The 13,739-nt window shown below is 62.6% G+C and carries 14 protein-coding genes; 5 read left to right on the top strand and 9 right to left on the bottom strand.

What is annotated here, in order from left to right:
* Positions 1-135: 135 nt before the first annotated feature.
* From N0D28_RS12490 to N0D28_RS12465, 6 genes are all read right to left on the bottom strand, one after another.
* Positions 136-1,158, bottom strand: a complete 1,023-nt coding sequence (locus N0D28_RS12490) for a PIG-L deacetylase family protein (RefSeq protein WP_312846407.1) — start codon at positions 1,156-1,158, stop codon at positions 136-138.
* Positions 1,155-2,534 carry a sensor histidine kinase gene (locus tag N0D28_RS12485; RefSeq protein ID WP_260559833.1) on the bottom strand — a complete coding sequence of 460 codons (1,380 nt, stop codon included), beginning with the start codon at positions 2,532-2,534 and terminating at the stop codon, positions 1,155-1,157. The genes N0D28_RS12490 and N0D28_RS12485 overlap by 4 nt, the downstream gene beginning before the upstream one ends.
* The gene (locus N0D28_RS12480) at positions 2,534-3,208 is read right to left on the bottom strand and encodes a response regulator transcription factor (protein ID WP_260559832.1); all 675 of its coding nucleotides are present in this window, start codon (positions 3,206-3,208) and stop codon (positions 2,534-2,536) included. Before N0D28_RS12480 ends, N0D28_RS12485 begins: the two co-directional genes overlap by 1 nt.
* Positions 3,208-3,849, bottom strand: coding sequence for a phosphatase PAP2 family protein (locus N0D28_RS12475; RefSeq protein WP_260559831.1), 642 nt, complete (start codon positions 3,847-3,849; stop codon positions 3,208-3,210). The genes N0D28_RS12480 and N0D28_RS12475 overlap by 1 nt, the downstream gene beginning before the upstream one ends.
* 98 nt (positions 3,850-3,947) lie before the next feature.
* Positions 3,948-4,442, bottom strand: a complete 495-nt coding sequence (locus N0D28_RS12470; protein WP_260559830.1) for a PepSY domain-containing protein — start codon at positions 4,440-4,442, stop codon at positions 3,948-3,950.
* 102 nt (positions 4,443-4,544) lie between these two features.
* Complete coding sequence (locus tag N0D28_RS12465; RefSeq protein WP_260559829.1) at positions 4,545-5,345, bottom strand: COG4705 family protein; 801 nt, start codon at positions 5,343-5,345, stop codon at positions 4,545-4,547.
* 132 nt (positions 5,346-5,477) lie between these two features.
* Between N0D28_RS12465 and N0D28_RS12460 the strand changes: the two genes are divergently transcribed.
* Positions 5,478-5,960 (top strand): hypothetical protein, encoded by a 483-nt coding sequence (locus N0D28_RS12460; RefSeq protein ID WP_260559828.1) that lies wholly within the window; start codon positions 5,478-5,480, stop codon positions 5,958-5,960.
* Between the two features lie 65 nt (positions 5,961-6,025).
* On the opposite strand, the gene N0D28_RS12455 is transcribed toward N0D28_RS12460, so the two are convergent.
* A complete protein-coding gene (locus tag N0D28_RS12455) occupies positions 6,026-6,439 on the bottom strand; it encodes a hypothetical protein (RefSeq protein WP_260559827.1) in 414 nt (137 codons plus the stop codon).
* A 144-nt stretch (positions 6,440-6,583) separates the two neighbouring features.
* On the opposite strand from N0D28_RS12455, the gene N0D28_RS12450 reads away from it, so the two are divergent.
* Positions 6,584-7,087 carry a YbhB/YbcL family Raf kinase inhibitor-like protein gene (locus tag N0D28_RS12450; RefSeq protein WP_260559826.1) on the top strand — a complete coding sequence of 168 codons (504 nt, stop codon included), beginning with the start codon at positions 6,584-6,586 and terminating at the stop codon, positions 7,085-7,087.
* On the top strand, positions 7,084-8,142 hold the full coding sequence (locus tag N0D28_RS12445; RefSeq protein WP_260559825.1) for a YVTN family beta-propeller repeat protein: 1,059 nt from the start codon (positions 7,084-7,086) through the stop codon (positions 8,140-8,142). Before N0D28_RS12450 ends, N0D28_RS12445 begins: the two co-directional genes overlap by 4 nt.
* A gap of 63 nt (positions 8,143-8,205) precedes the next feature.
* Here N0D28_RS12445 and N0D28_RS12440 read toward each other — a convergent pair whose 3' ends face one another.
* Positions 8,206-8,676, bottom strand: a complete 471-nt coding sequence (locus N0D28_RS12440) for a fasciclin domain-containing protein (protein ID WP_260559824.1) — start codon at positions 8,674-8,676, stop codon at positions 8,206-8,208.
* A 294-nt stretch (positions 8,677-8,970) separates the two neighbouring features.
* On the opposite strand from N0D28_RS12440, the gene N0D28_RS12435 reads away from it, so the two are divergent.
* A complete protein-coding gene (locus N0D28_RS12435) occupies positions 8,971-9,765 on the top strand; it encodes a COG4705 family protein (protein WP_260559823.1) in 795 nt (264 codons plus the stop codon).
* 431 nt (positions 9,766-10,196) lie between these two features.
* Here N0D28_RS12435 and N0D28_RS12430 read toward each other — a convergent pair whose 3' ends face one another.
* Positions 10,197-10,808 (bottom strand): TetR/AcrR family transcriptional regulator, encoded by a 612-nt coding sequence (locus tag N0D28_RS12430; RefSeq protein WP_260559822.1) that lies wholly within the window; start codon positions 10,806-10,808, stop codon positions 10,197-10,199.
* 142 nt (positions 10,809-10,950) lie between these two features.
* On the opposite strand from N0D28_RS12430, the gene N0D28_RS12425 reads away from it, so the two are divergent.
* Positions 10,951-13,683, top strand: coding sequence for a YhgE/Pip domain-containing protein (locus N0D28_RS12425; RefSeq protein ID WP_260559821.1), 2,733 nt, complete (start codon positions 10,951-10,953; stop codon positions 13,681-13,683).
* Positions 13,684-13,739 lie beyond the last annotated feature (56 nt).

Genomic DNA, 13,739 nt, shown 5'->3' with positions numbered 1-13,739 from the left:
GCTTCAAGACCGCACCGTTCGTTGCTGCGTTCAGGTTGCCCAGCGCGCCAGTGAACTGAGCAACGCAGAGAATGCAAATCTGCTCTGGCGATGCCCAGTACAGACCAGGACTTTCGGTCCCAGGAGAGTCGACGCTTACCGCGTCAGTGGCCTGTCAGCTGTCGGTAGAGCGCCGGAGCCACTTCTGCTTGATGGTTTATCTGGGAGCGCTTCGGGACTCAGCAGTTCATTGGTTCGCACAAACGAGTCCATGAAGCGGCCCATGATGCGGGTCTGGGAGTGGTACTGCCCGGTGGCCCGCGCTTTGAGGGCTTCTTGATCCGGCGTGAGTGCCACGCGTGTCCAGGGCAGTTGGGCGGCCAGTGGCGGCAAGGTCAGGCTCAACGTGGGATGCAGTCCCTTGGGGAGTGGCCATTCCAGGCCGCCGTGGACCACCCAGAATCTCAAACGCGCTTCTTGATGCCGAGCGGCCAGGAGTCGCAGGGCGATGTACGACAGTGTGCGGTGATCTGGATGAAAGTCCTGCGGCGCGGGAGCCAGTACCATGTCAGGCTGCACCGTGTCCAGCACCTTGTTGAGATCGGCTTCCAGGAAACGTCCGCTAAAAGCGGCGCCCGGTGTCAGTGCGCCCTGAACGTACACCCTCGAAGCGCCGGTGCGCGGCGAGGTGTAGGGCTCGTCAAAATGGGTGGTGAACAGCGAAAAGAGCCCGCCGTCCGGATAGCCGAGCATGAAGGTGTGGTCTGGCGGCACACCCAGCACGGCAGCGGCTCGGCGGGCTTCCTGCGTTCTGAGCTGACCCAGCGCCCGCATGGCGTGAACATTGGGCTTCAAGGTGCGCTGGCTGAGCGCGGCGGCAAACTCGAAGCCGTCGCCCGCCGTGGCCCAGACGATGTTCACGGCGGCTCCGGCGGCCTGGGCCTGCTGAATGAGCCCCGCACAGCACAAGGTTTCGTCGTCGGGATGGGGCGAGAGGATCAGCACCCGCTCTCCACGCTTGAACGCAGCGGCCTGGGGCAGCGCGGCCACCACGTCGGTGTTCTGGTCAAAAATCTGACCGACCAGCGGCAAGTTGATCCAGGCGGCCAGCGCGAGGGTAAGCAGCGTGGCGGCCAGCACCATGAGGCGTTTGATGATGGTCCATCTGAACCAGATCAAAGCGGTGCGCTGCTCGGCGAGGACGCTGAAGGACGCTCATCCGTCAACGCCGCAGCGGGCTTCAGTGCCGAGCGATTGACAGCCTGAAATCGCACGCTCACGTTGAATCGCTGCGGCAACCACTGGGGACGGAGTTCCGCATTCCAGCGCCCGGTCAGCGCCGCCACCAACGTCAACCCCAACCCGCTGCCCGCCAGGCTCTGCACCCCTGTGCCCCGCTCAAAGGGTTGCAGCAGCCGCGCCCAATCCGTCTGGGCTGGACCCGTTCCGCCGTTGCCAATGGTGCAAGTGCTGCGCTCGACATGGACCGTGACCACGTCGCCTGTGCCGTACTTGAGGGCATTTTCGATCAAGTTGATCAGCAACCGCTGAACGCCGTCGCCTTCCGCCACCACCCAGCTTTCGGTCAGCGAAACTTTAATCTGTTTTCCAGCGTTGCGGGCCGCGTCGCTCAGCTCCTCGGCGGCGGCGAGCACGCTGGCGGACAGTTCCACCGGCTCTAATTTGACTGGCGCGTCGGTGCGGGCCAGCGCCAGCAGGCTCTCGGAGAGCGCAATCAGGTCGTCGACCCGTCCCTGCATGCCGCTCAGGGCTTTCTGGTACGCAGCGGCGTCGCGGGGACGTTCTAAAGTCAGTTCCAGGCGGCCTTTGAGGACCGTCAGCGGTGTGCGGAGTTCGTGGGCGGCAATGCGGGCGAACTGTTTTTCGCGCTCGATGGTGTGTTCGAGTTGATCGAGCATGGCGTTGACGGTGTTGGTCAGCCGGGCCATCTCGTCGTGGCCACCCAGGGCTGGAACGCGCTCACGGTAATCGCCCCGTCCCGCAATGGCTGCCGCCGTACGGGCCACTGCGTCCACCGGCCTCAGCGCCCGGTCCGCCAGCCAGTAGCCTGCCACGCACGCCAGGGCGATCATCAGCATGCTGCCCAGCAGCAGAATGCGGGCCAGCGTTTCAAGGAGGTGACTCAAGGTATCGCTGGGCCGCGAAACCCGCAAATACAGACCGCCACCAACAGCCTGGGTAAACACCCGCTGCTCGGCAAAGCTGATGAACCCCAGTTTGAGCGGCGGCACAGTATCTTCATCCCGTCCGACGCTGGCCAGCAGGCGACCCGACGCCGAGAGCAGCTCGATGCTCAGATCACTGCTGGCCTTGAGTTCAGGCGCGAAAAAAGATCGCCCTTTCTGGGTTTCCACGCTGGCCCGTGCGACGGTGGCGGTCTCCTGCAAGGTCTGATCCAGCGAGGCTGTCAGCGATGAGCGGGCTGCGAAATACACGCCCACCGCGCCCAGCAGCACCGTCAAAGCAAACACCAGCGCGTAGCCCAGAGTCAGCTTGAGGCGCAAACTCCAGCGCCCACGTTGGGCGGCCAGCATTAGGAGGTCCCGCGCCCCAGCCGGTAGCCGGTGCCGCGAATCGTGTCGATCAGGGCGTCATGGGTTTTGCGCCGCAGGGTGCTGACATACACGTCAATCACCTTGTGCTCCACACTGCCCTCGCCGCGCCACAACCGCTCGATGATTTCCTCACGGCCAAATGCCCGGCCCGGATTCATCACGAACAGTTCCAGCAAAGCAAATTCGCGGCGGGTCAGGTCGGCCCGCACCCCCGCCGCGTAGACTTCGCGCGCGCCCAGATCCATCATCCAACCTTGCGGCAGCGGCACCGTGTTCTGGGTATTGCCGCTGGCCCGCCGCAGCAGGGCGCGGATTCTGGCACGCAGTTCCTTGAAGGCAAACGGCTTGATCAGGTAGTCGTCGCCGCCCGCTTCCAGCCCGGTGACCCGGTCCTCGACGGTGCCGCGTGCGGTGAGGTAAAGGATCGGGGCCTGCACCTCAGCCGCGCGTAGCCGCTCGCCCAGTTGATACCCGGCGTCGATGCCTTCCGGCAGCATCACGTCCAGAATCAGCAGCGCGTAGGGAAATAACTTGGCCAGGTGTTCGCCTTCGGCGGCGCTGGCCGCCCTGTCGCACTCGTAGCCCTCCTCGGTCAGACCATCGGTGAGCAGCTCAGCGATGTGGGGATCATCCTCGACAATCAAAAGCCTCATCAGGCCCGCCGCCGCGCCACGATGCTGTAGACGCCCAGCACCCAGGCCAGCCCGGAGAGCCAGCCCGCCAGGACATCGGTGGGGTAATGCACACCCAGATACAGCCGTGACAGACCGACTGCCAGGGTAAACAGCACGCCCAGCACCAGAACCAGAGGCCGGTAGGGGGTGCGCCACGTCATCAAGATCAGGGCCACCACGAAGGCCATGCTGTACATACTGTGGCCGCTGGGGAAACTGGCGTCGGATTCGTGGACCAGCCGGGGCCACAATTCGGGGCGGGAGCGGTTGAAGATCAGCTTCATGATGAAGTCCAGCACTGCCGCACCCGCCACAGAGAAGGCCCAGAAGAAGGCTTGCGGGCGTGACTTCCACCACAAGAACGCCAGAATGAGGGCGCTGAGCGGCGCGATCACGCTGACGCCGCCAAGGGTGGTGAAGGCCAGGGCCAACTGATCGAGGGCTGGACTGGCAAAGGAATGAATCCACAGCAGCAGCGGCGTCTCGAAGGCGAAGCGGGCTTTTTCGAGAATGTCCTCGGCGATGACCCCGACGATCAGCAGCGGGAGCAGGATGCCGAGAAACAGCCGGACCAACTGGGCAGGCCGGGCGGCGCGGGCGTGGGTGAGCAGGGTGGGCATGACCCCAGCCTGACAGAAGAAGGTATAAAGACGGTATAGTCCTGGGCCAAATTAAAAAGCGCCCACTGGCAGCGCTCTTTTGAGAGAAGGTTTAAATTTCAGTCGTTCGTTTCGGTGCCGCTGTCCGCGCCCGTGTCCGAACCTTCGGTGTCGGCGGTGCTCTGACCCAGCACCTGGCCGTTGCCCGCGTCCACCATCACCGCCACCTTGCCGATGACCACTTCGTACACCAGGCTGCCGTTCTCGTCGCCGAGCGTGACGCTGCTGACCGCTCCAGGCACTCTGGCTTGCGCGGCAGCGCTGGCCTGCGCGGCGGAGATTCTGGTGAGGGCCTGATACTGCCCTTGCTCCTGGGCGTCCGGCACTTCAATTCCGGCGGCCTCGGTGGGTAAGCTGAGGCTGCCTTTGACGCTGGAATCCTGGGTGTCGGGGCCGTCGTTGGTTTCGGCGTCGGCAGGCTGAGCGGCCTGGGCGAGTGTGCTGGTCTTGGTGGTGCTGCTCGTGGTCTGGGCGAAGGCGTACCCGGCCAGCGGCGCGGCGAGGGCAGTGAAGACGGCGAGGGTCAATACGGTGTTCTTGGTTTGCTTGTTCATGGGTTCTCCTTGAGGACACGAAAAGACGTCTTTTCGCGTAGGCCCAAGGTAGAACAAGTCGGTATAAATGCCGTATAGCACGGTAAAAGGCAGGTATAGCCGCTACTCGGTCGGAGCCAACGCCTCACCCTGTACGGCAAAACGGCTCTTATGAATCGCGCTTGCCAGCACGAACACCAGGATCAAGGCACTCAGTCCCAACGTCACGATGCCGGTGCCCCAACCGAGTCCGCCTTGACTGTGCGGCACTGCCATCCAGTCAGCGAAAGAAGCCCCAACGGGCCGCGTGATGACGTAAGCCCACCAGAAGGCCAGCACGGGGCTGAACTTGAGCCGGACACGCAACAAAACTGGCAGGGCCATCAGCGCCGCGAACACCAGTCCTGACGCCAGCCACCCCAGGCCCAGCGTGCGGGCCGTGAAGTCGCCAGCGGCAGTGCCCAGCGCAAAGGTCGCCAGCACGGCGGCCCAGTAAAACACTTCGCGGCGGCGGGTGGTGACGCTGTGAATGGATAGAGTGCCCTCTGAGCGCTGCCAGAGCGTAAAGATCACCCCGAGCGCCAGCAGAAAACCGAGTGTGGAAGTCCAGTACGGCACGCCAAATCCAACATGGACGGCGTCGGCGGCCAGCGTGCCGAAGACGCTGACCATGATGACCGCAAACCAGTACAGCGGCGCGGCGTAGCGTTTGGCCCTGAGTTGCAGCGCGAGGGCAACCACAAAAACACTGCCCGTGAGTCCCACGGCGGGCAGCGGTCCCAGGCGGTGTGCCAGGAAGTCCGAAGCGGTTTCGCCCATGCCGGTACTCAGCACTTTGATGATCCAGAAGGAAATGGTGATGGCCGCGACTTTGCTCAGCGGGGAGTGGGCCTGTTCGTCCGAACTTGCAGGTGAGTCGGGCATCAGGAGTGGGCCAAGTGCGAAGGCCAACAGGAGTTGAGCGAGAAAGGACACGTCACGACTGGCAGCTTAAAAAGAGCAGTTAACGTTGAGGTATAGCGGCAGCGTGTTGACTCCGTCTCCTAGAATGACGAAATGTCACTACTTTCTGCGGGTCGCCGTTTGCTCGTTTCTTTTGCCGTGCTGGGTAACTGTGCGCTTCCTGTGCAGGCCGCGCAGGTCAGTTTGGGGCTTCAAGCCAGCGCCACCACGTCTCTGGTCGGCGTTGGTGCCCATTTGACGGTGGCTACGCCTTTCAACGCCGCTGGCGATTTGCGGCTGCGCGGCAATCTGGAGGGCAACCTTGAGCTGGGCGGCGTGCCGGATATTTTGCTGGATGTGGCCCTCATCCAGCGCTACGACGCTTTTTATATCGGTCTGGGCGCGGGTTCGGGCGTGGTCTTTGATTTTGTCGATCACGGCAGCAGCTTTCCGGGCATCGTTCTCTCGCCACTCTTTCTGGCCAATATTCACGGCATTGTGGGCACCACACTCAGCGGCGGCACCACCGTGGAGGGCGTGCTGCGGGTCGGCGCAGTGCCGCGTCTAGAAGTGCGGATGAGTTTCCCACTGCGCTGAACAAGACGTGAAAAGAGGCGACGCCCGTTATGGACGCCGCCTCTCTCGTTGACTTCCGATTTGCTTTACCGTGCGCTGCCAATGACCATTTTCTCAAAGGTGTAACTGGCCCCAGTCAGGGGATTGGTCAGGGTGAACAAGCCGTTCTGGTAGACACCTTCGGTCTTGGTACCGCGCCAGATGTTCAGTCCGATGGTGTTGATCGGGCCGCTGTTGAGGCTCAGCGCCACATGCACGTTGCTCGGCAGGTGCTGGGTGGTGAGCCGCACGGCTCTCAGGTTGCCCAACTTGCTGAGGGCCTCAGCGGGCAGGGAAATCCGTTCCCAGTTGCTCTCGGTATACAGGGCATGCTCCCCGACGGGAGTGCTGCCGCCCGATACGATGGCAGGCGGCGGAAAAGCAGATGTGGGTGCGGCGGCAGAGGCCAGTGGCAGAGCGGCAGCGAAGGGCAGAATGGCGGTCAGGATCAGCTTATTCATGGTGGTTCTCCTTTACGCCTCAAGTTGTAGACCTAAAGGGTTTAAAAGCCGTATAGCACGCTTATACCGAGATTTAAACCTGAAGGTGTAAAGCAGGTTTGCTGGCTATACCGGGTCTTTACCTCAAACCGCCACTATGTGACCGTGAAAACAAGAAACTGGATGTCGGGCGTGATGATAGGCGTCCTTGGCGGTTCCCAAGCTTCTGCCACCTCCTTTCAGGTGGCGCTCTCCGCCAGCGATACGGCCCTCAAGTGCGGCTCGGCCACCACACCTGTCCTCAAGTTCTCTGGCACGCCGCCGAGCGGCACCAAAAGTTACGCCATCATCTTCTGGGATCAGCGCCCCAGCAGCCTCAGCGGAAGATGGCTGGTCTTTGACTTGCCCCTGGGAACGACCCAGCTCAAAGCGGCGTCCGCGAATGCGCTGAGTGTCGCAGGCGGCAAAGCAGCGACCAACGAAGCCAATCAAGCGGGCTACACGGCGATTTGCTCCAAAGGCAGGCATGACGTTTACATCGACTACTACGCGCTGAACGTCGCCTCGCTCAACATACCTGCCGGTGCGCCGCTGCAAACGTTGCACTCGGCCATCAAGCGCCACAAGCTTCAGGAAGCCAAAGCCCACTTGGTCTGGCCAGTCAAATGAGCCACCTGCGGCGCGTGGCGGGCCTGATGATGACCGCTTTGCTGGGGCAGTCGCTGGCTCTCAATCTCTACGCCCACACCGGCGTGGGGAGGTTCAGCTCAGCCGTCAAAGGCGTTCCGACCCGCGTCTATGTTCCCAACGGTCTAGACAGCACTGTCAGCGTGATTGACCCCCAGACCTTCAAGGTGCTGCGAACGTTCAAAGTTGACCGTGAGCCGCAACACGTGGTGGCCTCTCACGACCTCAAAACCCTGTATGTCGCCAGTGACAAAGGGCGGCAATCCTTGACGCCGATTGATCCGCGCACTGGTAAGGTGGGCAAACCGATTCCCACGCCTGACCCTTACAACCTGTATTTCACGCCTGACGGTCAGTACGCGGTGGTGGTGGCCGAGAACCAAGCGCGGCTGGACTTTCTGGCAGTGGGCAGCATGAAACGGGTCTTTTCCATCGCGGTGCCGTGCAAGGGCATCAACCATATGGATTTCAGTCCAAATGGAAAGCGGGTGCTGGCGGCCTGCGAGTTCAGCGGCGATCTGCTCAAGATTGATCTCTCCGCCCGCAAAGTGACCGGCAAGCTGCACATCGGCGGCATGCCGCAGGACGTGCGAATTGCGCCGGACGGCAAGGTCTATTACGTGGCGGACATGATGGCCAATGGTGTGTATCTCATTGACGGGTCTGGATCAGTCCCGAAAAAAGTCGGCTTTATTGCCACCGGTAAGGGCGCACACGGCCTGTATCCCAGCCGGAACGCCAAGGAACTCTATATCTCGAACCGGGATGAGGGCAGTGTCAGCGTGCTGAATTTTGCGACCCGCAAGCTCATTGCCAAGTGGCGTATTCCCGGCGGCGGCAGTCCTGATATGGGCAGCGTCTCGGCAAACGGCAAGCAACTGTGGCTCTCCGGGCGGCGCAGCAACGTGGTGTACGTCTTTGATACCAGAAGCGGCAAACTTCTGAAGAGCGTCAAAGTTGGCAACGGGCCGCACGGTCTGACCTTCTTTCCGCAGCCCGGACGGTATTCGCTCGGCCATACCGGAAATTACCGCTGAGCCCCACACGAAACCGCCCGCTTCCACAAAGTTGGGAAGCGGGCGGTTTTTGGATGGGGCGGTTTACATTTTCGGCATCAGCACCGTGTCAATGACGTGAATGACGCCGTTGGACGCTTTGATATCCGTCTTGGTGACGTTGGCCTTATCCACCATCACGTTCTTGCCCATCACGTTGATTTTGACGCTGGAACCTTCCAGGGTCTTGGCGGACTTCATCTTGACGACCTGGGCGGCCATGACGTCGCCCGCGACCACGTGGTAGGTCAGCACTTTGATCAGCTCTTTTTTGTTCTTGAGCAGGGCGTCGAGCGTGGCTTTGGGAATTTTGGCGAAGGCCGCGTTGGTCGGTGCGAACACCGTGAACGGCCCCTTGCCTGCCAGCGTCGTGTCCAGGCCCGCCGCCTTGAGGGCCGCGAGCAGGGTGCTGAACTGCGCGTCTTTGGTGACGATGGCGGCGATGGTATCCGTACCCTGAGCCGAAGCGCTGCCGAGAGCGAGGGCCGCAAATATAACTACAGTTGCACTTTTCATGATTTCTCCTGTCCTACTCAAGAAGCCTAAAGCATCAACATAAAGTTCAGGTATAATCCGCTTATTTCAAGCTTCGGTTGCTCGAGTTGACGCAGTTTCTGTTCAAGCGACCTATTCCGAAATCATAACGAAGTGCAGTTGAATTCTTTGTAGCTTTTGCTACCCGTTATTGGAGCTTCTGGGCCATTCGAATCTTTTCGGCGTGAGCTTTGCTCTATACCGTGCCTTTACCAATTCTTTCTAAGCTAGGCCTGAATGTGCTGCCTATTACTGAGCAGCCCAGAGGAGACCCATATGAGCTTAGGAACCCTGGATCAGAACGCCGCCCTCAAGACCATGCTCTGCAAGGTGCCGGAAGTCACCCTGTTTTTCTGGATCATCAAGATCTTGTGCACCACCATTGGCGAGACGGCAGCGGATTTCCTGAATACCAATCTGAATCTGGGTCTGACCGGTACCACTCTGATCATGGGCGTGCTGCTCGCGGCGGTCTTGGCGATTCAGTTCCGGTTGCGGGGTTACGTGCCGGTGGTCTACTGGCTGGCCGTGATGCTCATCAGCGTGGTGGGTACCCTGATCACTGACAACATGACCGACAATTTCGGCATCAGCCTGTGGGTCTCCAGCGGCATTTTCTCGGTGGCGCTGGCCGCAACGTTTGCTGCCTGGTACGCCAGCGAAAAGACGCTGTCTATCCACAGCATTTTTACTTTCAAGCGCGAGACCTTTTACTGGCTGGCGGTGCTGTTCACCTTTGCGCTGGGCACGGCCACGGGCGACCTGGTGGCTGAGAAGCTGGCGTTGGGGTACTGGCCTTCAGCCCTGATTTTTGGCGGCGTTATCGTGTTGGTGGCGCTGGCCCACCCAGCCTTGCGGTTGAACGCCGTGCTGGCCTTCTGGATCGCTTACATCCTGACCCGGCCTCTCGGTGCGTCCATTGGCGACTTTCTCTCTCAGCCCAAAGATGCGGGCGGCTTGGCCCTCGGCACCCTGACAACCAGCGCCATTTTCCTGGTTCTGATTGGAGCAGTGATCGTTTATCTTACCAGTACGCACCGGGACCAGATTCAGGCTGCCGACAGCATCTGAACGACTGAAGCCCACTCAATCAGAGGCTTTTTGTATTCGCTACTGAGATACCAGAGTTTTTACATGTCTTTTTCTTCCTAACGAAGCAGATCGCAGATTAAGATTCAGACGAACTGTTTGTATCTTGCTCATAGCGCCTTATTTTTTGATGATTGTCATCTACACTTCGGCAACAATGTAATTCCTGAGATTATTTTTGAAGACTGCAAGATCTACGGTACAGGCAAGATCGTTTTAGAGCAGAACAGCGAAGCCTATTTTTGAGAAATGAAATATGGACGATAGACCGTGATCTCTTTCTTCATCATTCATTCTCTCCTGAGTTACCACCCAGATCCGGTCTCTGGATCCAGAACAGTACCGAAGAAAAGAAACCCGCCCAGTGCGGGTTTTTTCGTTTCCTGCCTCCAGCACCAATGGTTCCGGCGACCTCACCCCTCCGTCGCGCCACCTTCCAGCAACATGGCTGAGCCGCCGCGCACGAAGGCGTCGAGGGCCTCGGCCAGTGCATCCGGCTGATCGGGCGGCAGCAGGGTCACCCGCAACGCCACGCTGCCCAGTAGCTGGGTGAGCAGCATCAGCAGGTAGGGCGAGCGCCGCACGTCGGGCCGCAACGTTGCCAGCCGGGCGGCCAGTTCGTCGAGGAAGGCCAGCCTCCGGTGCTGAAAGGCCGGGCCACCGCCGCAGTGCAGCAGCGAGAGGGTCGCGCGCTCGCCCACCAGAAAAGTCAGCAGCGACGAGAACAGGTGCGGCGGCAGCTGCGGTGGCAGTGGCGAGGTCGCCGGGGGCAGCAGCCGCGTGAGCTGCTCCTCCAGCCCGGTCCAGAACGCCTGGAGCCGCTCGCCCAGCAGCACGTCGAGTACCGCTTCGGGCGAGGCGAAATAGGTGTACATGGTGGGCCGCGAGACGTGCAGCATCTGGGCCAGGTCAGTCATGGTGACAGCCTCGAAGCCGCGCGCCACGAACAGCTCGGCGGCGGCTTCCAGAATCTGTCTCCGCCGGTCTTCTGCCGCCAGGCGCTTGTGAAGTGCGGGACCGGTCATAGACAGGAGTTTAGCAGAAGGTTGACGCTACGTCACTTGACGCTGTGTATATTTGACGGTATGTCTACTTGACACAGCGTCAATAGAGCGGCAGACTTGGGGGCAGCCGGGCATCTCTGCTGCCCATCTCCTGAGGAACTTCATGACTGATCAAGCGCCCAACCCTGTCCGCCGTTCGCCACTCCACCGTCTGGGGCAGGATTTCCGCGTCCTCACGCCCAGCGAACGCCGCCTGTGGCGCGCGCCGATCATGTGGGCGGCGGCCCTGGCCATCTTGCTGGTTCCGGTAATTTATGTCTCGGTGTATCTGGCGAGCGTCTGGGACCCCTACGGCAACCTGAACAAGCTGCCCGCCGCGCTGGTCAACGCCGACGCGGGCACCACCTTTCAGGGCCAGCGCTACGACCTTGGCGCGCGGCTCGTCAAGACCTTACACGACGATCCGCCGGTCAAGTTCGTGGACTATCCCAGCGAGGCGGCGGCCCAGGCAGCGGTGCGCCGGGGAGAGGTGTACTTCGCGCTGAGCATTCCCACCGACTTCAGCCGTAAGGCCATCGCCGGGAGCAGCGCTGAGCACGGGCTGCTGCGGCTCTACAGTGCCGAGGGCACCAGTTACTTTGCCAGCCGGGTGAGCGCTTCGGTGACCGATAAGGTGGCTGCCACGCTCAATGCCAGCCTTGGAGATACCCGCTGGAACAAGATGCAGAAAGCGCTGGTGAAGGTGGAGCAGGGCTTTGGGGATATTCGTAGCGCGACCGGGCAGCTCAGGACCGGCGCGGATCAACTGGTGGACGGCAGCAAGAAACTGAGCAGCGGGGCCAGCCGACTGGCCGGAAGCGCAGCCCAGGCGGCCCAGGGCGGTCAGCAACTGGCCCAGGGCGCGGGCGATCTGTCGGGCGGGGTGGGTCGGTTGACCGGCGGCGTGGCCCGGCTCTCCAGCGGGATCGGGCAGCTCAGCGCTGCCGCCCCCGGTCAGGCACAGCTCAAGCCGCTGCAAGGAGGAGCCTCCGCGCTCCAGCAGGGCAGCCGTCAACTGGCGGGCGGGCTGACCCAGCTCAGCGCGGGTGCGGACAGGCTGGCGGCCAGCAGCGGCCAGCTCACCAGCGGGGCCAGGCAGCTCAGCATGGGAGCCGGACAACTGGCGGCGGGCCTGCCCGAACTCAGTGCCGGCGCGGGCCAGCTCCAGCAGGGCGCGGCGTCCCTCTCCAGCGGGGCCGGGCAGCTCTCGGGCGGACTGAAGCAGCTCGGCGGCGGGGCGCAGCAACTGGCGTCCAGCAGCAAGACGCTAGCGGCGGGAGCTGCGCAGGTCAATGGCGGCGCTCAGCAACTGGCGAAGGGGTTACCAACCCTGACCGGTGGCCTGAACCAGCTCCAGAGCGGCGCGGGCACGCTGGCCCAGGGAGCAGAGCAGCTCAGTCAGTCTGCCGCCGCACTGAAGGCAGGCGTGCTTGACGCGCCGACCCCCTCGCCGCTCAGCAGCGGCCTGGTGCAGCTTGAAGGTGGGGCCGCCCAGCTCCAGGGTGGCAGCAGCGACCTGGCCGCCAAGATCGGCACGGCGGCAAGCGCGGCCCAGAAACTCAGCGTCGGGGCCGGGACGCTGGCGGTGGGCACGGCGAAGTTGAACGCGGGAAGCCAGCAGCTCCAGCAGGGTGCGGCGACCTTGGCCCAGAAAACGGCCCAGGCGCAGGCCGGGGCTGCAACCCTGGCGACGGGAGCAGCGACGTTGGCTGCCAGGAGCGGCGACCTGAAAATCGGCACGCAGCGGCTCAGCGCCGGGGCCACCACCCTGGCGACTGGCGCGGCCACACTCGCAACGGGAAGCCAGCAGCTCCAGCAGGGCGCGGCCACCCTGGCCCAGAAGACCGGCGAGGCCCGCAGCGGCGCGCAGAAGCTGGCAACGGGCGCGGCCTCGCTCGGCGGTGGGCTGGAGACGCTGGTGGCGGGCAACCTCAAGCTCAAATCAGCGCTGGGCAGCATCGAGAAGCAGCTTCCGGCCCAGCCCACCCTGGATAAACTCAGCAGCGGGGCCAGTACCCTGGCGCAGAAGAGCGGCGACCTCGCCAGCGGCCTGGGGCAGCTCGGCAGTGGGGCGCAGGCTCTGGCAGCGGGGGCCAGCGATGTCAGCGGCGGCAGTATCAAGTTGCAAAGCGGCCTTGCCAAGCTGTACGCCAGGATTCCCACCAGCGTGCAGCAGCTCGGCGGCGATCCGCAGGGACTGTCGGCCAGCGTGCTGGTGGTGTCTCAGACGACGGCCAAGGTCGCCAACAACGGCACCGCCTTCGCGCCGTACTTCATCACGCTCAGTCTGTGGGTCGGCTGCACCCTGACCACCTTCATCTTCCCGTTCCTGCTGATTCCTGAGAGTGGCCGCCGCAGCGGGCAGGCGGCGCGGGTGCTTCGGAAGTTCGCGGTGCCGGGCGCTTACGTGGTGGCGCAGTCGCTGGTGGTGGTGCTGGGCATTCACCTGCTGGGCATCGAGTTTCTGCACCCGGCCCTGGTCATCGTCACGGCAGTGGCGTCCAGCCTGACGTTCATGCTGCTGGTGCTGGCGCTCAACCTGCTGCTGGGCGCGGCAGGGCGGTTGCTGGCCCTGATTCTGCTGGTGGTGCAACTGGCGGCCAGCGGCGGCACCTACCCGGTGGAACTGTCCTCGCCCTTCTTCCAGGCGCTGCACGCCGTCGTGCCGGTCACCGACGCCATCAACGCCATGCGCTACGCCCTGTTCGGCAGCTACGCCGGGCAGTACGGCCTGTTCATGCTGCGGCTGGGTGCGGTGGCGCTGGTCAGCCTGATCGTGGCGCTGCTCAGCCGTCGCCGCTGGCTCTACGTGCCCGATGAGCGCTTCCGCTCGCCGCTGCTCTCGGACGTGGGCTGAGGGGGGCTGTGCCTTGCCTTCCAGATCCTGCTCCTCACCTGCTCTAGCCTGACGGC

It is taken from the genome of Deinococcus rubellus, from assembly GCF_025244745.1.
GTDB classification, from domain to species: domain Bacteria; phylum Deinococcota; class Deinococci; order Deinococcales; family Deinococcaceae; genus Deinococcus; species Deinococcus rubellus.
The sequence above is the reverse complement of the archived record's forward strand: the minus strand, read 5'-3'. Positions and strand labels throughout refer to the sequence as shown.

What these genes read in the sequence shown, in the direction of transcription:
- N0D28_RS12485 (WP_260559833.1), bottom strand. Translation starts at nt 2,534, where the DNA reads ATGCTGGCCGCCCAACGTGGGCGCTGGAGTTTGCGCCTCAAGCTGACT.
- N0D28_RS12480 (WP_260559832.1), bottom strand. Translation starts at nt 3,208, where the DNA reads ATGAGGCTTTTGATTGTCGAGGATGATCCCCACATCGCTGAGCTGCTC.
- N0D28_RS12475 (WP_260559831.1), bottom strand. Translation starts at nt 3,849, where the DNA reads ATGCCCACCCTGCTCACCCACGCCCGCGCCGCCCGGCCTGCCCAGTTG.
- N0D28_RS12470 (WP_260559830.1), bottom strand. Translation starts at nt 4,442, where the DNA reads ATGAACAAGCAAACCAAGAACACCGTATTGACCCTCGCCGTCTTCACT.
- N0D28_RS12465 (WP_260559829.1), bottom strand. Translation starts at nt 5,345, where the DNA reads ATGCCCGACTCACCTGCAAGTTCGGACGAACAGGCCCACTCCCCGCTG.
- N0D28_RS12460 (WP_260559828.1), top strand. Translation starts at nt 5,478, where the DNA reads ATGTCACTACTTTCTGCGGGTCGCCGTTTGCTCGTTTCTTTTGCCGTG.
- N0D28_RS12455 (WP_260559827.1), bottom strand. Translation starts at nt 6,439, where the DNA reads ATGAATAAGCTGATCCTGACCGCCATTCTGCCCTTCGCTGCCGCTCTG.
- N0D28_RS12445 (WP_260559825.1), top strand. Translation starts at nt 7,084, where the DNA reads ATGAGCCACCTGCGGCGCGTGGCGGGCCTGATGATGACCGCTTTGCTG.
- N0D28_RS12440 (WP_260559824.1), bottom strand. Translation starts at nt 8,676, where the DNA reads ATGAAAAGTGCAACTGTAGTTATATTTGCGGCCCTCGCTCTCGGCAGC.
- N0D28_RS12435 (WP_260559823.1), top strand. Translation starts at nt 8,971, where the DNA reads ATGAGCTTAGGAACCCTGGATCAGAACGCCGCCCTCAAGACCATGCTC.
- N0D28_RS12430 (WP_260559822.1), bottom strand. Translation starts at nt 10,808, where the DNA reads ATGACCGGTCCCGCACTTCACAAGCGCCTGGCGGCAGAAGACCGGCGG.
- N0D28_RS12425 (WP_260559821.1), top strand. Translation starts at nt 10,951, where the DNA reads ATGACTGATCAAGCGCCCAACCCTGTCCGCCGTTCGCCACTCCACCGT.